General features: G+C 40.2%; 15 protein-coding genes. 4 read left to right on the forward strand and 11 right to left on the reverse strand.

Going from position 1 to position 16,482, the window contains the following annotated elements; translation table 11 throughout:
* Positions 1–5: 5 nt before the first annotated feature.
* The 3 genes from EHQ49_RS16195 (at position 6) to EHQ49_RS16210 (ending at position 3,009) form a co-directional block, all read left to right on the forward strand.
* Positions 6–332: a flagellar biosynthesis anti-sigma factor FlgM gene (locus EHQ49_RS16195; RefSeq protein WP_135580656.1), complete on the forward strand. Its 327-nt coding sequence runs from the start codon at positions 6–8 to the stop codon at positions 330–332.
* 83 nt (positions 333–415) lie between these two features.
* On the forward strand, positions 416–1,582 hold the full coding sequence (locus tag EHQ49_RS16200; RefSeq protein WP_135580657.1) for an iron-containing alcohol dehydrogenase: 1,167 nt from the start codon (positions 416–418) through the stop codon (positions 1,580–1,582).
* Positions 1,583–1,830: 248 nt separating this feature from the next.
* A complete protein-coding gene (locus EHQ49_RS16210; protein ID WP_135580659.1) occupies positions 1,831–3,009 on the forward strand; it encodes a flagellar motor switch protein FliG in 1,179 nt (392 codons plus the stop codon).
* Here EHQ49_RS16210 and glpK read toward each other — a convergent pair.
* Both glpK and EHQ49_RS16220 read right to left on the reverse strand, forming a co-directional pair.
* Positions 3,006–4,499, reverse strand: coding sequence for a glycerol kinase GlpK (gene glpK / locus EHQ49_RS16215; protein ID WP_135580660.1), 1,494 nt, complete (start codon positions 4,497–4,499; stop codon positions 3,006–3,008). The genes EHQ49_RS16210 and glpK overlap by 4 nt on opposite strands.
* A 1-nt stretch (position 4,500) precedes the next feature.
* On the reverse strand, positions 4,501–5,457 hold the full coding sequence (locus EHQ49_RS16220; protein WP_135580661.1) for an MBL fold metallo-hydrolase: 957 nt from the start codon (positions 5,455–5,457) through the stop codon (positions 4,501–4,503).
* 85 nt (positions 5,458–5,542) lie between these two features.
* Here EHQ49_RS16220 and EHQ49_RS16225 point away from each other — a divergent pair, with 85 nt between their 5' ends.
* Positions 5,543–5,860, forward strand: a complete 318-nt coding sequence (locus EHQ49_RS16225) for an STAS domain-containing protein (protein ID WP_135580662.1) — start codon at positions 5,543–5,545, stop codon at positions 5,858–5,860.
* On the opposite strand, the gene EHQ49_RS16230 is transcribed toward EHQ49_RS16225, so the two are convergent.
* The 9 genes from EHQ49_RS16230 to EHQ49_RS16270 are packed head-to-tail and all read right to left on the reverse strand — an operon-like array spanning position 5,857 to position 16,409.
* Positions 5,857–6,612, reverse strand: a complete 756-nt coding sequence (locus EHQ49_RS16230; protein WP_135580663.1) for a CDP-alcohol phosphatidyltransferase family protein — start codon at positions 6,610–6,612, stop codon at positions 5,857–5,859. The genes EHQ49_RS16225 and EHQ49_RS16230 overlap by 4 nt on opposite strands.
* Positions 6,609–7,634, reverse strand: a complete 1,026-nt coding sequence (gene tsaD, locus EHQ49_RS16235; protein WP_135580664.1) for a tRNA (adenosine(37)-N6)-threonylcarbamoyltransferase complex transferase subunit TsaD — start codon at positions 7,632–7,634, stop codon at positions 6,609–6,611. The genes EHQ49_RS16230 and tsaD overlap by 4 nt, the downstream gene beginning before the upstream one ends.
* Positions 7,634–8,998: a S41 family peptidase gene (locus EHQ49_RS16240; protein WP_208732240.1), complete on the reverse strand. Its 1,365-nt coding sequence runs from the start codon at positions 8,996–8,998 to the stop codon at positions 7,634–7,636. Before EHQ49_RS16240 ends, tsaD begins: the two co-directional genes overlap by 1 nt.
* 1 nt (position 8,999) lies before the next feature.
* Positions 9,000–9,290 carry an LA_1448 family UV-C exposure upregulated protein gene (locus EHQ49_RS16245; RefSeq protein ID WP_135580666.1) on the reverse strand — a complete coding sequence of 97 codons (291 nt, stop codon included), beginning with the start codon at positions 9,288–9,290 and terminating at the stop codon, positions 9,000–9,002.
* Positions 9,291–9,326: 36 nt separating this feature from the next.
* The gene (lexA, locus tag EHQ49_RS16250; RefSeq protein ID WP_135580667.1) at positions 9,327–9,935 is read right to left on the reverse strand and encodes a transcriptional repressor LexA; all 609 of its coding nucleotides are present in this window, start codon (positions 9,933–9,935) and stop codon (positions 9,327–9,329) included.
* A gap of 50 nt (positions 9,936–9,985) precedes the next feature.
* The gene (locus tag EHQ49_RS16255; protein ID WP_135580668.1) at positions 9,986–11,167 is read right to left on the reverse strand and encodes an efflux RND transporter periplasmic adaptor subunit; all 1,182 of its coding nucleotides are present in this window, start codon (positions 11,165–11,167) and stop codon (positions 9,986–9,988) included.
* A gap of 6 nt (positions 11,168–11,173) precedes the next feature.
* Positions 11,174–12,499, reverse strand: a complete 1,326-nt coding sequence (locus EHQ49_RS16260; protein WP_135580669.1) for a TolC family protein — start codon at positions 12,497–12,499, stop codon at positions 11,174–11,176.
* Positions 12,496–13,119, reverse strand: coding sequence for an inorganic pyrophosphatase (locus tag EHQ49_RS16265; protein ID WP_135580670.1), 624 nt, complete (start codon positions 13,117–13,119; stop codon positions 12,496–12,498). Before EHQ49_RS16265 ends, EHQ49_RS16260 begins: the two co-directional genes overlap by 4 nt.
* A complete protein-coding gene (locus tag EHQ49_RS16270) occupies positions 13,116–16,409 on the reverse strand; it encodes an efflux RND transporter permease subunit (RefSeq protein WP_135580671.1) in 3,294 nt (1,097 codons plus the stop codon). The genes EHQ49_RS16265 and EHQ49_RS16270 overlap by 4 nt, the downstream gene beginning before the upstream one ends.
* Positions 16,410–16,482: the final 73 nt, after the last annotated feature.

Consider the following 16,482-nt stretch of genomic DNA (forward strand, 5'->3'; position numbering starts at 1 on the left):
AATATATGAACGTCGACAAAGTAGGACGAGTTGGTGGTTACGGGTACGAACCAAAAAAACCACAAGGGCCAAGGGAAACGGAATCACAAACTCCGGTAGACACAATTTCCATTTCTGATGCTGCTAAAAAAATTGCGTCGGAAGCAAAGTTGCAAGCTGAAGTAAAACAAATCGCAAAACAAATTGTACAAGCTCCTCCAGAAGAAGATCGTACGGAAAAAATCAAAGCGATCAAAGAACGATTGAAAAACGGCGACTACGATAACCTCTCCACAGAGATGTTAGATAAAATCTCCGATCAAATCGCGTCAACATTCCTCGGGCAGCAGTAAAAAGGACGGGTGGTGAGGGATCCTTTTTTATTATCCTCTCCGAGGATTTCTCTAACTCCGTTTATTCATAATTAGGGGATCGTATGCCAGTCCTCCCCGAATGGATTAATTTTCAATTTCCTCCTAAAATTCACTTCGAAATCGACTGTGGGTATAAACTCGGATCTTTTGTAAAAAACATTGGATCCCGTGTGGTTCTTATTACCACACAAAAAGAATTAGAAAACGCCGAAGAACTTTCCATCATCAAAACCAGTCTCGAAAAACACGCAGAAGGTGTGATCATCTATGATGATATTGTAGACCGTGTTCATTTTAAAGATTTAGATTCCTGTGCCCACTTCCTTCGAATTTCCAATGCAGATTGTGTAGTTGCTTACGGTTCTTTTGAATCAGTAAACGCAGGTAAGGCGGCCTCTCTACTCGCTACCAATGATTTTTTTGCAGATGATTTACTAATTGGGAAAAAACAACCAAAGAAAAAAGGCCTCCCTTTAGTGGTGGTTCCAACAAAACCCCTACTCGGAAATGAATGTTCACCTTTCTTTTCCATTGTAGATGATAAAGACAAAAACAGAAAATACTTTGCTCACGAATGGGTATTTCCAGAACTCATTGTCTCTGATCCAAAAATTGGTGCAGGTATGTCTAGTTCCGAAACTGCCAAAACAGGGATCTCCATTTTATCTGCAGCCGTTGACAGCATCCTTTCTAAATATGCGAATGAGATCACATCTTCCACTGCCTTACGCTCCATTGAACTTATCTCCAAAAACATTGTTCCGGCCATCCGTGAACCAAGGAACTTAGGACCGAAAAACTCAATTTATGCGGCAAGCCTACTCGCAGGTATTGCCCAGTCCACAAGTAGCCTTGGTCTTTGTTATGCCTTATCACTTGCGGTAACAACTGTAACCAATTTAGATATCTTTCAAAGTATGTCGATCCTACTCCCACACGTAATGGAATACAACCTGACATCGTCCGCTGGTAAATATGTGATGATTGCCAGGGCTTTGGATGAAGATGTAACTAATATCTCTGTGATTGAAGCTGCGATCAAAGCGGTGGAAGGGATTCGTAAAATTTACTTAGAACTTAGAATTCCTCAAAGGTTATCAGAATACGAAGTGAAAAAAATTGATTTACCAGGGATTGCCACCCTTGCGGCAACCTACTCGTTTCTTGATTGTCTTCCTAGAGAACTTCCTAAAAATGAAATCGAAACCATCCTCGTGGCTGCGTTTTAGGTTCCCTTGATTCAACTTTCGGAATTCGAAAAAAAACTATTAGAAACTTTTTCCCTCAGCGATCGCGATGCGAGGAGATTACTTAGAGTCATCCAAGACCTATCGATTGTAGTGGGAATGGATCATGAAGAGATCTATGACTTCATGCGTTATGGTGTAGAAAATGAGTTGGAAATTTTAAAAACAGATTATAATTGGGAGCACTTTAGAATTAGAATTCAGAAAAAACTGAAAAAATCCCCTCCCCTTTGATATACAGACAAGGAAACAATTACCATTTTTTCTTAAGCACTGCGGACTCTGTTGCAAGGTTCCAAACTTCTATTTATCCTTTCTATCCTGTTCCTAAGAAAAAAATACCGGAACTCCCTTCCGTCACCACGGATCCAATTCTTTTTCCACAGTTTCTCTACTGCTTACAATACAATAGACAAAACCTAGACCCAAAACCAGTATTTACACCCACTTACATGGGCAATAAGAAGATCCAAAAGGATCAGGAAACCAAACCAAAAACAGGTTTTTCACCGTTATCCACAACAATCGGTGGGACCCGAAACTCTCCCTTCTTTCTTTACCGAGGAAAAAGAGACAAATTCCAATCGGCAAAGTATTTATCACTCCGAGACATCATCCATCCAGAACTTTCTGAAAGTTTAGTGCGAGAAAAAATTGAGTCTTTATATTTTGATCCGAAAAGTAAAACCTTTCTCTTTCGATTGGTATCCATTCTTTTTTCAGGAACTCCAAAAGAAGAAGAAACCATAGTTTCGAATTTATTTCGTCATGAATCAGAATTTGCCAATTTCTTAAACAAACAGATGTTTACCGTGGAAATGATTCCTTTGATCCATGGATCTTTCCTACAAGAGATTCTTCGCGACCATGATGAACGGTATATCAAATACATATTGCCACAACTATCCAAACCTGTTTTAGAAGTGGTTCGGTCTTCCATCTCCAAAAACAAAATGAAACATATATTAGAAGGCCCTTCCCAAAAACCTCCAGAAAGTGAGGATTTGGTGACAGTCATTGAAACAGAACTTTTCAAACGTTTTGCTAGAAATATTTATTATGAAGAAGGATCCATCTTTACTTATAGAGAAAAAGGAGAAGAAGAAAGAAAAGAAGAGATTCCCTTTGTGAATGCAGAAAAATTTAATTTTTTTATTTTTGGTAACTCTCTCCAATTTTATGGAAGAACCTCAACCAAACTATTTTTTAAAACAAATGATTGGATCGATGTCCTCCGATTTGATTTCTTTTTATCTCGAAAAGAAATGGAAACCACAGAATTTCATAGACTTCCTCCCGACTTACTCATCGAAATTCCTTATTACCAAACGGGAATCTTTCTAGTCGGCGGAGGCATTACAAAAGAGAGAAAACCTTTCGAGTTTTCCCTCCTTTGGTTTGATTATTAGTTTCCTGTTTTAACTCGAGAAATGGCCCAGTTCCATTTACTAATTTCTTCCTTTCTTTCACTATCTTTCATCTTAGGTTGGAACTCGGTAATTTTTGCATCTTTTCTAAGACTTGCCACCGATTTAAAAAATCCACGTTCGAGTCCTGCAAGATAAGCAGCACCGAGTACAGTTGTGTCCACGTTCTGTGGTCGGATCACTTTGGTTCCAAGAATGTCTGCTTGGAATTGCATAAGCCATGCATTCGAAGTCGCACCTCCATCCACACGTAAGAATTTCAATGGTTTCCCTGTTTCTTTTTCCATCGCATTTGCTAGTTCATAAGATTGTAAAGCAATGGCTTTGAGGGCAGCTCTTGTGATCTGTGCTGGTGTTGTGTCGCGAGAGAGTCCAAAGATGGCACCACGAGCTTCTTGGTCCCAATGAGGAGCTCCAAGGCCGGCAAAGGCAGGAACAAAAACCAAATCATCTTTTGTTTTGATGGCCTTCACCAATTTTTCAGAGTCTTTGGAGTATTTGAAAAATTCTAAATTGTCTCGGAGAAACTGGACCACAGCCCCACCAATAAAAACAGATCCTTCTAAACAATAGACAGTTTTTCCCTCTGGACCGAGGGCAAGGGTTGTGATGAGACCTTGGTTGGAAATTCTAAATTCATCACCCACATTGAAGAGTAAAAAACATCCCGTTCCGTATGTATTTTTGGCTTCCCCAGGCTCTGTACACAGTTGGCCAAATAAGGCACCTTGTTGGTCACCAACAAGTGACGAAATAGGAATACCATCCGGGAGAGATTTGACACTTGATGTGAATCCAAATAGATTTTTAGAGTTAAACGCTTTGGGTAACATTGACATAGGAACTCGTAAAATATCACAAAGTTCTTCATCCCATTCTTTGGTTTGGATATTAAAAAGAAGAGTTCTAGACGCATTGGTATGGTCCGTTTTGTGTTCTTTGTGACCGGTAAGTTTGTATAAAAGCCAAGTGTCGATGGTTCCAAATAACAAATCACCTTTTTCTGCTTTCGCCCGAGCCCCTTTTACATTATCAAGGATCCATTGGATTTTAGTTCCGGAAAAATAAGCATCTAAAACAAGCCCCGTTTTGTTTCGGAAGTTGGAATCAAGACTTTGTTTTTTTAATTCCTTACAAATATCAGAAGTTCGTCTGCATTGCCACACAATGGCGTTGTACACTGGTTTGCCGGTCTTTTTATCCCAAACAACAGATGTTTCCCTTTGGTTTGTGATCCCAATCGCAACCGCATCTTTTGGGTTTAGATTTCCATTCTTTATAGCAGTTCCGATGAGTTTCTGCGTTTTTACCCAAATTTCTTCTGGGTCATGTTCTACCCAACCTGGTTTCGGATAGTATTGTTTGAATTCTTGGTAAGCCGATGAGATTACTTTTCCTTTGTCGTCAAAACAAAACGTACGAATTCCTGTAGTCCCTGCATCAATACCAATGATATAATTTTTTTTTGCCATATTAAACCTCTATTTCCAAACCTTCGTAAGCCATAATGATTTCTAATTTTCCATGGGGATCAAACATCTCTTTGTATTTGAGAGCCCTTAAATATACTAAATCTAACTTCTCATCGTCATAAGATGGATCATGGTGAAACATCACTAGTTTTTTTACCTTAGCACGCAGAGCTATGTCTGTTGCAATGGACGCAGAGCTATGGCCCCAGTCAATTTTTTGTAAAGACTCTTCGAATGTATATTGTGTATCAAAAACTAAAACATCAGCATCTCGGAAATAATCGATATAAGTGTCGATATTTTCCATCTCTTCCAAATTGAATTCTGCATCGGAAGCGAAGATAATTGCCTTTCCATCTTCCATAAACCGGTAAGAGAAACTTCCTCCTGGATGGCGCACCGCTTTACTGAAGGCTTGGATATGGGGTCCAAGTGTAATGGTCTCTCCTTCTTCCACATACTGAAAAGTTTTGTTGGCCGCATAGTGGTCGAAGGAAACAGGGAAATGGGTAAAAACAAATTGATGTTCTAACCTTTTTTCTGCGTCATTCATCGAAGAAATAAATTCAAAATGATTACCTGGTAAAAAAAGAGGAACAAAAAAAGGAATCCCTTGGATATGGTCCCAGTGGGTATGTGTTAAGATCCAATAGGCATGCCCAGTTCCTTTTCCGAAATCGGAACTCATGATTTGGTTTCCTAGTTCCCGAAGACCTGTTCCTCCATCAATAATGATCAGGTTATCTTCTTTGTCACGAATCTCCACACACGTCGTATTACCGCCGTAAGTTGATGATGAGGAGAAACTTAAAGATTTGAGAAAACTATGGATACTTTGTTCGTTTTGAATGTCTGTAGGACTTGCCAAAGAAAGGATTTTTTCAATTTTGTGTTTAACACTTTCAGGCCGAATGGGTGAACCAATTGAACCACGGACACCCCAAAACTTGATTTTCATTGCTCTTTTTCTAGAGTCCTTTTTTGAAAAATCAAACGTTTTTTGATTGTATTTGGTTCTTTCAGATGTTGTCTTAACTGAAGTTATGTTTCAGCATGAAATCAAACGAGAGAATGAAAAAGCCTTGGTCCTCTTGGAAGGATCCCTATCCCTTCGTGATACTCCCAAACTGAAAGCAGATATCAAAACCTTAATTGACACACCGGAAGTTGAGGAACTAGTTTTAGACTTTAAAAACTTGAGTTATCTAGACTCTTCTGGAGTCGGGATACTACTCCACACCTATAGTTGGACAAAGGAAAAAAACAAACAGGTTCGTATCATAAATCTCTCTGACGAAGTACGAACCATTTTTACCGTTGCCAACCTTTTAGATATCTTTCAACTGAGAGAAGAAACCTAAACTCGGTAGTCCTGAATGGTTTGGATGAGAAAAGATACAATTCCTGAAAACACATAAAACCCAACGGCACCATACATCACATAAGGCCAACGATAGAATCCAATGGCTAGTAATAGTAAACCAAGACCCACAATACTAATCCCTAATTTTTTCCAAGAAAAAAGTCCACGAATGGCTACCTGTGGTTTACTGTATCGAAGAGTTGAAACCATAAGTAGGGCTGTGATCACAAAAAAGAGAACCGCTGTCCAAACAGGAACTTGAGAGACAGTAAACACCAAAGGAAAAATCCCAATCACTACTCCCGCTACAGGAGAAGGAAGTCCATTAAAAGATTTCGGGTCATGAGCTACGTTGAACCGAGCAAGTCTGTATGCTGCACAGATTGGATACAAAGCAGCGATGAACATACCCAAAGGGAAATAGTCTGGTTTATCAAAGATATCCAATTTAATATCATAGAAAAACATCTTGTAAGATAAAAATCCGGGAGCGATTCCAAATGTAGTGAGATCGGCAAGACTATCTAAGTCAGCACCAAGTTCACTCGTACAGTTGAGCGCACGGGCAGCCATTCCATCAAAACCATCGAATAACGCGGCCAAGATGATAAATACTCCAGCAAGGGAATACAGTTCGTGGGAATTTGAGTGGGATGGATTTGTTTCAGCAACAAGTAACATAGAAACAAAACCTAAGGTTAAGTTTCCGAGAGTCAGAGTATTGGGAATCCAAGTAAGTTTTAGTTTCATAATGTTTGTTCAAAGTTTCGTTTGGGACTTACCTTAAAGTCGAGCCCCACAAAAGATTTTTGTTTCCAGAGATGGTATCCAAGACATGCCACCATCGCTCCGTTATCTGTGCAGTAAATTTTTTTACCAGGATAAAATAGATCAAATTTGGACCTTTCTTTTTCGGCCTCCAAACTTTCCCGGAGGGTCCCGTTGGCAAGCACCCCGCCGGCAGCAACCACGGTCCGGATTCCGGTTTTGGCAACGGCTTTGCGGATATTGCGGGTGACGAGTTCAAAGGCTGTCTTTTGGAAGAAATAGGAAATTTTTTCCACGGGAGGTGGTGTTGTTTGGGATTTCAGGTAATAAAGGACGGCCGTCTTTAACCCACTGTAAGAAAATCGAATCCGATCCTCTCCATCTTCTTTTAAAAGTTTCGGAAATGGATTTACCTCAACTTCCTTTAATTGGTAGGCATTTGCCTTGGCTTCGAGATAAGGACCACCCGGATAAGGAAGATTTAGAACCGCACTTACTTTATCAAAAGCTTCACCTAAAGAATCGTCCCTTGTGTCGGCAAAAATTTCCAAATCACCAAATCCTTTATAAAGATAAATGGATGAATTTCCTCCGGAAAGCAAAACCCCTAACCAAGGAAAGGGAGGGAGTTCTCTTTCCAGACCAATCACTGCCAGGTGAGCCTCCAGATGATTGACGGCCACAATCGGAATTTGATGCACTAGAGAAATACATCGTGCGAGTTGTGCGCCAATCATAAGTGAGCCAACTAATCCTGGGTAGGTGGTAACAGCCACATAAGCTAAATCAGAATATTCAATGCCTGCCTCCTCCATGGAAACAGCAAGGAGAGAATTGATTTTTTCTAAATGGGCTCTCGAAGCAATTTCTGGAACCACACCGCGGTAAGGGGAATGAGAATCAATTTGACTATAAATTTTTAGGGAAAGAAGATCCTTACCATCGCGAACGATGGCAATTGAAGTTTCATCACAACTAGATTCGATTCCTAACCCGTAGGTCATTATTTCAGAACACGAATCGCTTCGGCAAGTTGTGTATCTAAATCCAATCTTGGTTTCGTATTGGAAGAACCGGCTCTCATTTCATTGAATAAAAAGATACGAGTGACTGAGTCGGAAATAGTTAGATTTTCTTTTTTGAGTAGAGTGGAAAAATCGGCCAATGCAGTATCATTGTATTCGGCATGGGTTTCTAAAAAGGGACGAATCAAATTCTTTTTAAAAAGTTTTTCCAAAGCATACTTTTCATCTTCACTAGCAGCAATTGGATTCACAATATGATCAGGTGTGATTCCCTTTCCATGAATGGATACACCAGATGGTGTGTAGTATTTTTGAATGGTGATAGCAACACCCGTTCCACCGGATAGAGGGAAAATCGACTGCACACTTCCCTTTCCAAAACTTTGTGTTCCAACCACAACAGCGCGTTTGTTATCTTTTAAAGCACCAGCTAAAATTTCCGAAGCACTCGCAGAACCCCCGTTCACCAAAATGGCAATCGGAATGTCTAAAAACTTTTTCTCTTTTTTATCTGCTTTATAACTTTTCACAAGGATCCCACCACGACCTTTAACCGATACAATCTCTGCTTCCGAAGGTAAAAAGAGATCCGCAAGATCAATCGCTAAATCCAAAAGTCCACCTGGATTCATTCTTAAATCGATCACTAGTTTTTTGGCACCGGCATCTTTCATCGCAGTCACGGCGTTTGCAAATTCTTTGGCAGTGGTTTCTTTCCCCATAAACTGAACCAATTTGATATAACCAGTCTCCGTTTCAGGAAGGTAATGCGATCTAACATAACGAATTTGAATGAGTTCTCTGACCAAGTTTACAACAAAAGGATCTTTGATTCCCTTTCTTTCTATTTTCATCGAAATAGAAGACCCGACGTCCCCACGCATCATGCCAATGGATTCTGATAACGAAACAGACTTGGTGCTTCTACCATTGATCTCAATGATTTTGTCTTGAGGTTGGAGACCAGCCTTCCAAGCAGGAGTTCCTTCGATTGGGGCCACAATGATAAAAGCATTTTCTTGGAAACTAATCTCTACGCCGATTCCCCCAAAACTTCCTTTGGTTTCATTTTGTAATTCACCAAATTCATCGGTGTCTAAAAATCTAGTGTGAGGATCACCTAAACTCTGCAAGGCGCCAAGAATGGCACCAGTATAGATTTTTTTCTCGTCTTGTGGATCCACATAATCGTTTTCAATATAAGAAACCACTTCATGGAGTATTTGTAAGTATTTTTCACCATCAGTGGAAATGGCTTTTACCTTCTCCTGGCTCACAAAAAAAACAAGGGCCACCAAACAAGAGGTAACAGTCCCCCAAATGATACGTTCCGATATTTTGATTTTATTCATTTCCATAAATTGACTCATACAGGGCTTTGTTTTCTTTTTTTAACATTTCTTTTGCTTCCGGGATAGACAACCGGTAGACTTCGCAGGCCTCTTCAAAGAGAGCACTGTCCGTAGGTGTCGGCCGTTTGGTGTCTGCCATAAGACCTGTCTGGATGCGGTTTTGAGCAAACCTTTCCAAAACACGTTTTAAGTCATAGGCATCAATTTCTTGTTTTTTAGGAGCGCAAGAGAGGATAAGGAAGAGAAGGAGAAATGTTGGGAAAGAGAAGAGATGTTTCGACATCCCTTCTAAACTCACTCCCAACCAGACTTTGGTCAATCAGTAAATGCGATAGAGTCCGATTAGTTTCCCAATAATCGTAGCCTTTTTTGTATGAATGGGTTTCAGTTTCACGTTTCTTGGTTCCAAACGAATCATGTCTGGTTCTTTATAAAACACTTTAAGGGTGGCTTCGTTTTCAATCATCGCCACAACAATTTCCCCATTCCTGGCCGTGTCTTTTTTTTGTATGATGGCAATGTCACCATCACTAATCCCTGCTTCCACCATAGAATCTCCTTTCACACGTAAGGCAAAGGTTCCTGGTTTTGTTGCAAGGTCTTCTGGAACCGCAATGTATTCTTCAATATTTTCTTCCGCAAGGATAGGAGAACCCGCCGCCACTTGGCCCAGGAGAGGAATTCCCGAAGCACGGACGAGAAGTGCCTCGTCCCCATTTCCTTTTAGAAGTTCTATGGCTCGACTTTGGTTTTTAGAAGTGCGAATGTACCCTTTTTTTTCTATGGCTTTTAGATGATCGTAAGCACCCTTAGCCGTAATCCCAAACTGGTCACCAATCTCACGAATGGTGGGCGGGAACCCTTTCTCGCGCACCGTGTCCGATATATATTGTAAAACAAATTCCTGTTTTTCCGTGAGATCTTTCATACTAAACAGATAACTAGGAAATAGGTGTTATGTCAACAAAAAACTAGGGGTTATAACTTTAAATACTCACTTTTCAAAACAAAACTTCCTTCTTCCACAATGGCTTCCCCTGATTCCACACCCGTTGTGATCTCAACCCAATGGTCATAGGATTTACCGATTCCAATTTTTTTGGCAGAAAAAGATCCGTCTCCGTTACGAACAAATACATAATTCTCCCCTTCGATTTTATGGATACAATCAGAAGGAATCACCTTTGCTTTGTTCAGCGATGATTCAACCATAGCGCCGACAACGGTTGCAGTCACACTTTGCCCCGGACGAAGTCTCCCTTTAGAGTTTCTAACTTCCAATCGGATCTCTGCTGTTTTTTTAATAGGATCAATCACATCACCTACATGTGAGACCACGGCTCTTAAAGATTCATCTTTCGAACCAATAGGAATGACTTTGGCCTCGTTACCCATACGAATGGATGTTAGATCTTTTTCATATACTTCTAAATTAATCCAAAGTACACTCAAATCTGCAACCGTGAATAAATTGTCACGTGCATTTACCGCCTGACCAATGATAGCTTCTCTTTCAGTAACAGTTCCCGAAATGGGGGTCCTAATGTATAAGTTTTTGGAATTATACTTTCCTGCTTCCAAGTTAGCGATTTCAGAATCATTAAGGCCTAAATTTTCCAAAGCATTTCTAGATGTTTCCATTTCCGCTTTGACAGATTTATAATCCATTAAAGACATTTCGTATTCTTTGGCTGAAGTCACTTTTCTTTCATAAAGATCTTTGGCTCTGTCTGCTTGGACTTTGAGTGCCTCAAGTCTTGCTCTGGCTTTTAAATAATTAGCTTCTGTGGTTCCCAGTTCCACCGATTGAATAGAAGCGAGGGCAGTGCTTTTTTTGACATGTTCCCCTTCCTTCACAAAAACCTGTACAATTCTTCCGCTCACTCTCGACCCAACTTTGGCCACACTATTCATATCATACGAAACGGTTCCAGGAAGTTGAAGTTCTTCCTCGAGAGCTTTTTCTTCCAAATAAACAATGGAAAATGGATGGTTCTTCTGGATTTCTTGAGAGATAACGAACTTCGATTTGTCCTCGGTTAATGCTTCCGTTTTTTTACCAGCACCAAAAAACCTGAAATAACCAAAGTATGCCAAACTAGCAACAAGTGCGAGGATACTCAAAGATCTAATATTCTTAAAATTGAATTCTGTTTTCATATAAATTTAAAACTCCGAGCTATCCATCTTTCCGATAGAAGCTTTGTATCCTTCCAAAGCATTGTAATAGAGATAAATGATTTCATAATAACTACGAAGGACACTAAGATAGTTTTTCTCCGCTTCCAAAAAGGTTACTAAATTCGATGCTCCGCGAATGTAAGCAAGCCTTGACTTCTCTTGTACTTCTTTGTTTTTTTCTAGAAGTCCCATTTTTTGGTAATCTAATAATTGTGATTCCCGTGCTTGTAACTCTTTAATCGCAGCAGAAATTTCTGACATGATTTCATTTCTTTTGGCATCAACATCAAATCCTAATTTTTTATAGGACTCTTCTGACTTTAGAATTTCCCCTTGTTTCCGATCAAATAAAGGAAGTGGGGTTGCTGCATACAAACCAGTTACATTCTCATTTCCTTTATTCAAAAATTCGATACCAAGGGTTAAAGGAGGAATGATCTCTCGTTTTTTTAATTCGATATTCATTCGTTCTTTCTGTTGGCGAATTTTTAAAGCAACCAAATCAGGTCTTTCTTCAATATCAAAATCGTTCAAATCAATCCCGAACTCACGAGTGGATATAAACTCTAATCTCCCCTTGATACTTAAGGGAGAGTTGACATCGGAAATTCCAATAAGAATCCTTAAGTTCTTAACCACCTGAGCACGAAGAATCCTTGCATTTCGGTATTCTCGTTCAATTTGTACTCGCTCTAATGCCAATCGATCATACTCTAAAAAAGAGATATCGCCTTTTTCGGCTCTCAGTTTTGTCAGATCCAAAAGGTCTTGGTAGTTTTCCAAAAACTCTTTTTGGTAATTGATCTGTTCTGTTACGTAAAGATAAGTCCAAAAATTTTGTCTGAGACGCAAACGAAACAAACGATCAAAATCACGAAAACTAGCTATCGTTCCTAAAAACTCTTGTTTGGCGACTTTTTCTCGCTGAGGAATCACCCCACTCATATCGAAAGGTTGGTTGTAAATAAAGGAAGTTTCTGCTCTCCCTGTTGCTGCATTAGCGGAAGCTCCAATAAACTGCTGTTGCATATTCATAATCGGGTTATAATACAAACTTGCAGTGATGATATCGCCACGGGCCATACCAATGTTTTGTTTTTCACGTAGATACAGCGGGTTACTAGTCACGGCAAAGTTTTCTAATTCGTCCAAGTTCCACTTTTCTTTTGAGTCTTGAGCCCGAGAATCTTCACCAAGGAAAAACAATTCTTCTTTAGAATGAAGTTCATACACTGCCTTTTCTTTCGGAAAAATAGCGATGGAAAACATTCCTAAAAGGAAAAAAAACAAAAACTTCCAAATGAATTTCATACAGTTACAAATTTCTTTATATAGTCTTCGATACCATACTGGATGACTTTAATTGCTTCAGTTCTGTCATAAACTTCTGTAATTTCGACAGTTCCTGTTGAAGGAGAATTCGGATCCAATTTATAAGTTAAAAAGTAATGGTGAAGTTTGTTGATGAGTGCTTTCGGAACCTCTGAAATATCTTTGATTTGACCGAACACTTCGTCTCCTTTGAGAACGGCGACAATTTTGTCATCTGCCTCGCCCTTATCAATCATTCGAAGCCCACCAATTGGAATTACTGTTAAGATCATATTTCCATGAGTGATTGGATTCACACTGAGAACACAAATGTCGATAGGGTCTCCATCACCAATGATGTCGGCTCTTCCTACAACTTCCGAACAATGTTTACCAGAAGCTTCACCCGAAAAGGTTCTTGGAATAAATCCATAGAGAGTTGGAGAACGGTTACTATACTTTTGTGGTCGATCCACACGAATGAATCCCGATGCTTTATCGATTTCATATTTTACAGTATCTTGTGGGGTGAGTTCAATGAATACATCTAACTCATCGGGAGCTTTTGGTCCCAGTTCCAATCCATGCCATGGGTGCGCTACGTAATAATTCGGTTTCATTTAGATCCTCTTTTTTTAGATTTCTGATTTTGTTTATTTGTTTTGGAATCATCGCCATCTTTCAAGTCTTGATGATCCATAAATTCTTGGTGTGAATCTGTATCGTGAATCTCTGATGCTTTGTATTTCCTCATCTCTTCTACAAAGTATTCATTCATCTTACGTTCCCTTTCCATTTGTCTGCTTTCTTGTCTCTGCGCTAGTTTCACTAAAAACTCAAACGCAATGGGAAGCAAAAAACGAGATAGAATGGTAGCAACGAGTACCCCACCCATAACCACTGTTGCCAATGGCCTTTGCACTTCAGCCCCAGCACTGGAAGCAATGGCCATTGGTAAAAATCCGATGATGGCCACAAGTTCTGTTGTCGCAACTGCCCGTAGTGTGTAAACCGCAGCTTCCACTACAGCTTTAGACGGATCACGTGTGACTTTCAATTGGTCTTTTAAGGCCGATGCGTAGACAACTCCGTTTAACACTGATATTCCGGCAGCGGCAATAAATCCAACGCCTGCAGGAATCGAAAACGGAAGTCCTCTAATGACAAGCGAAAGGATACCACCTGAAAGTGACAATGGCACTAAGATAAAAACTCCCAATGCATAGTAGACACTTCCAAAGGCAATAAAGAGCATCGCAAAAATAATCGCTCCTGCAATCGGAATTACTAAAGCCAACCGATTTTTAGCTCGTTTGAAGTTTTCAAACTGACCACCCCAATCCACATAATACCCTTGGGGAAGACCGGATTCAATTGACTGAGTGGCAGATTGGACATCATTAACAAATCCAATCATATCTCGTCCGCGAACATTCACTTCGACAAGAATCCTACGTTTCAGACCTTCATGGTAAAGTGCTGCCGGACCTTCTGCCATCGTAATGTCAGTGACTTGGCCAAGAGGAACCGTTCCACCGAGCTCAGTCATAACGGGAACATTTTCAATCACTCCAATATCAGTGACATCGGCGTCCAAACGGACAATAAGATCAAATCGTTTGTATCCTTCGTATACCTTTCCTGCATTAGATCCCACACGAAGTGTTTCTATGGTTGTTAAGACTTCTTCTGCGCGAACCCCATAACGAGCCATATTCCCACGATTCATTTTGATCTCAAGTAAAGGAAGGCCAAGAAGTTTTTGCACTCGTAAGTCGGCGGCACCTTGGATCTTTTTAATTTTTGAGGCATAGTTATCCGCAATGGATTTTAAGGTTTTTAAATCATCACCATAGATTTTAATCACAATATCCGCTTTGGAACCAGATAACAACGCATTGACGCGGTTTTCAATAGGTTGCGATAAACTGATGTATGACGATGGAACATTCTGATTCACAGAATTTTTCATAAGTTCCATCAGTTCTTCACGGTCATCAGCAGAAACCCATTCTTTCCGGGGTTTGAGTTTGACCATCATCTCACCTTCTTCCGAACCAATGGGTTCTGCGGCAGATTCTCCCCGACCTTGCCTGGAAACAACACTTACAGCTTCCGGAAACTTCAAAATCACCTTTTCCATTTCCAAATTTAAGTCACGAGAGTGATTGATGGCCGTGGAAGGCAAACGTTTGATATCAATCGCAATTTCCCCTTCATCAATCCTAGGTAAAAATTCTGATCCTAAAGTGGAGGCAAGGGCAAAAGATAATAATACCACACCAATCCCTGCATAAGTAAATTGGCGTTTGAACTTCATCCCATAAGTTAAAACTTCAGCATATTTAGTTTGGAACTTTTCCCAAAAAGCTGACTCATGAAGGATTGGTTTTTTGTAAATATAGGACATGAGAGCCGGAAAAGTTGTAATCGAATACAGAAGTGCTGCACCTAACGCAAATGCTACGGTAATAGCCATCGGTCGAAACATCCGACCTTCCACTCCTTCCAGTGTCATCAAAGGCAAATAAACAAGTAAAATAATTCCCACACTAAATGCCGAAGCCCGCACCACTTTGATACAAGACTCCATAATGACATCTTCCATCCCATCTTCCATGTCCTGGGCGGAAGTTTTCGAAAGTAGGAAACTTTTACGTAGTAAAAATCCATGAAGAGTGGACTCTAACATCACAATGGAACCGTCCACAAGTAGACCAAAGTCGAGGGCACCGAGTGACATTAAGTTTCCCACAATCCCAAAGGCATTCATTAGGATGGTCGCAACCATCATAGAAACAGGAATTGCTAATGCTACGGCAAAAGCTCCTTTAACGGTTCCTAATGTTAAAATAAGACAAACGAGTACAATGATGGCGGCTTCCACCAAATTAGTAAATACTGTAGAAAGGGTTCGGCCAATGAATTCAGAGCGGTCATAATATACTTTAATTTTCATCCCTTTGGGAAGTCGGGATTCAATTTCTTTCATCTTCTCTTTCACTCGACTCACCACTTGTAGGGAGTTGCTGCCGAGTAACATCATAGCAGTCCCACCTACCACTTCACGTTTGCCGTCCATAGTGCTCAGTCCAAAACGTAATGCCGGTCCTGTTTCCACCCTTGCAATTTGGCCAAGTGTGAGTGGAATTCCATCTCGTGATGTTCTTACCGATAATCTTGCAATATCATCAATTGACTTAAATTGGCTTTCGCCTCGAATTACAAACTGCTCTTCCCCTTTTTGGATGTATCCACCACCAAGGTTGACGTTAGCGCCTTCCAAAGCTTCTGTGATATGAGAGAGAGTTAAATTATGAGATAACAAACGTTTGGGATCAATTTTAATTTGGAATTGTTTGGCATCTCCCCCTACAACGTTTACATCAATGATTCCCTTTACAGAACGAAGTTGTCTTGCCACTTCCCATTCCATAACGGTTCGGAGTTCTTCAGGAGTATGACTTTCTGAAACCAATGCAAATTCATAAATGTCACCAAGACCGGTGGCAATTGGTGAAAGTTCCGGTCGTCCATAAGACTTAGGAATGAAGTTCTCTGCTTGTTTTAGTCTTTCATTCACAAGTTGCCTTGCAAAATAGATATCGGTTCCATCTTCAAAGATCACCGTAACGGAACTGACACCGGTTCTTGAGATCGAACGAATTTCTGTTACTTTGGGCATCCCGTTAAACTCAAGTTCGATGGGATAGGTAATGAACTGCTCCACCTCCAGTGGAGAAAGACCAGGAACAGATGTCACTGCGGATACCTGTACGTTGGTTACATCGGGAATCGCATCGATAGAAAGATGGAGTGCATTATAAAAACCAACAATGGTTAACGCTGCTGTCAAAACGAGAACTGTGGCTCGTTTGTGAATGGAAAACTGAATGATTTTTTCTAACATAATTCCTATTTCAAATTAAATACACTACAAAGACCAAACTTGGACTTTGATACTAGACTAATCTACATGCAAC

The sequence above is a fragment of the Leptospira perdikensis genome, from assembly GCF_004769575.1.
Taxonomy (GTDB): domain Bacteria; phylum Spirochaetota; class Leptospiria; order Leptospirales; family Leptospiraceae; genus Leptospira_A; species Leptospira_A perdikensis.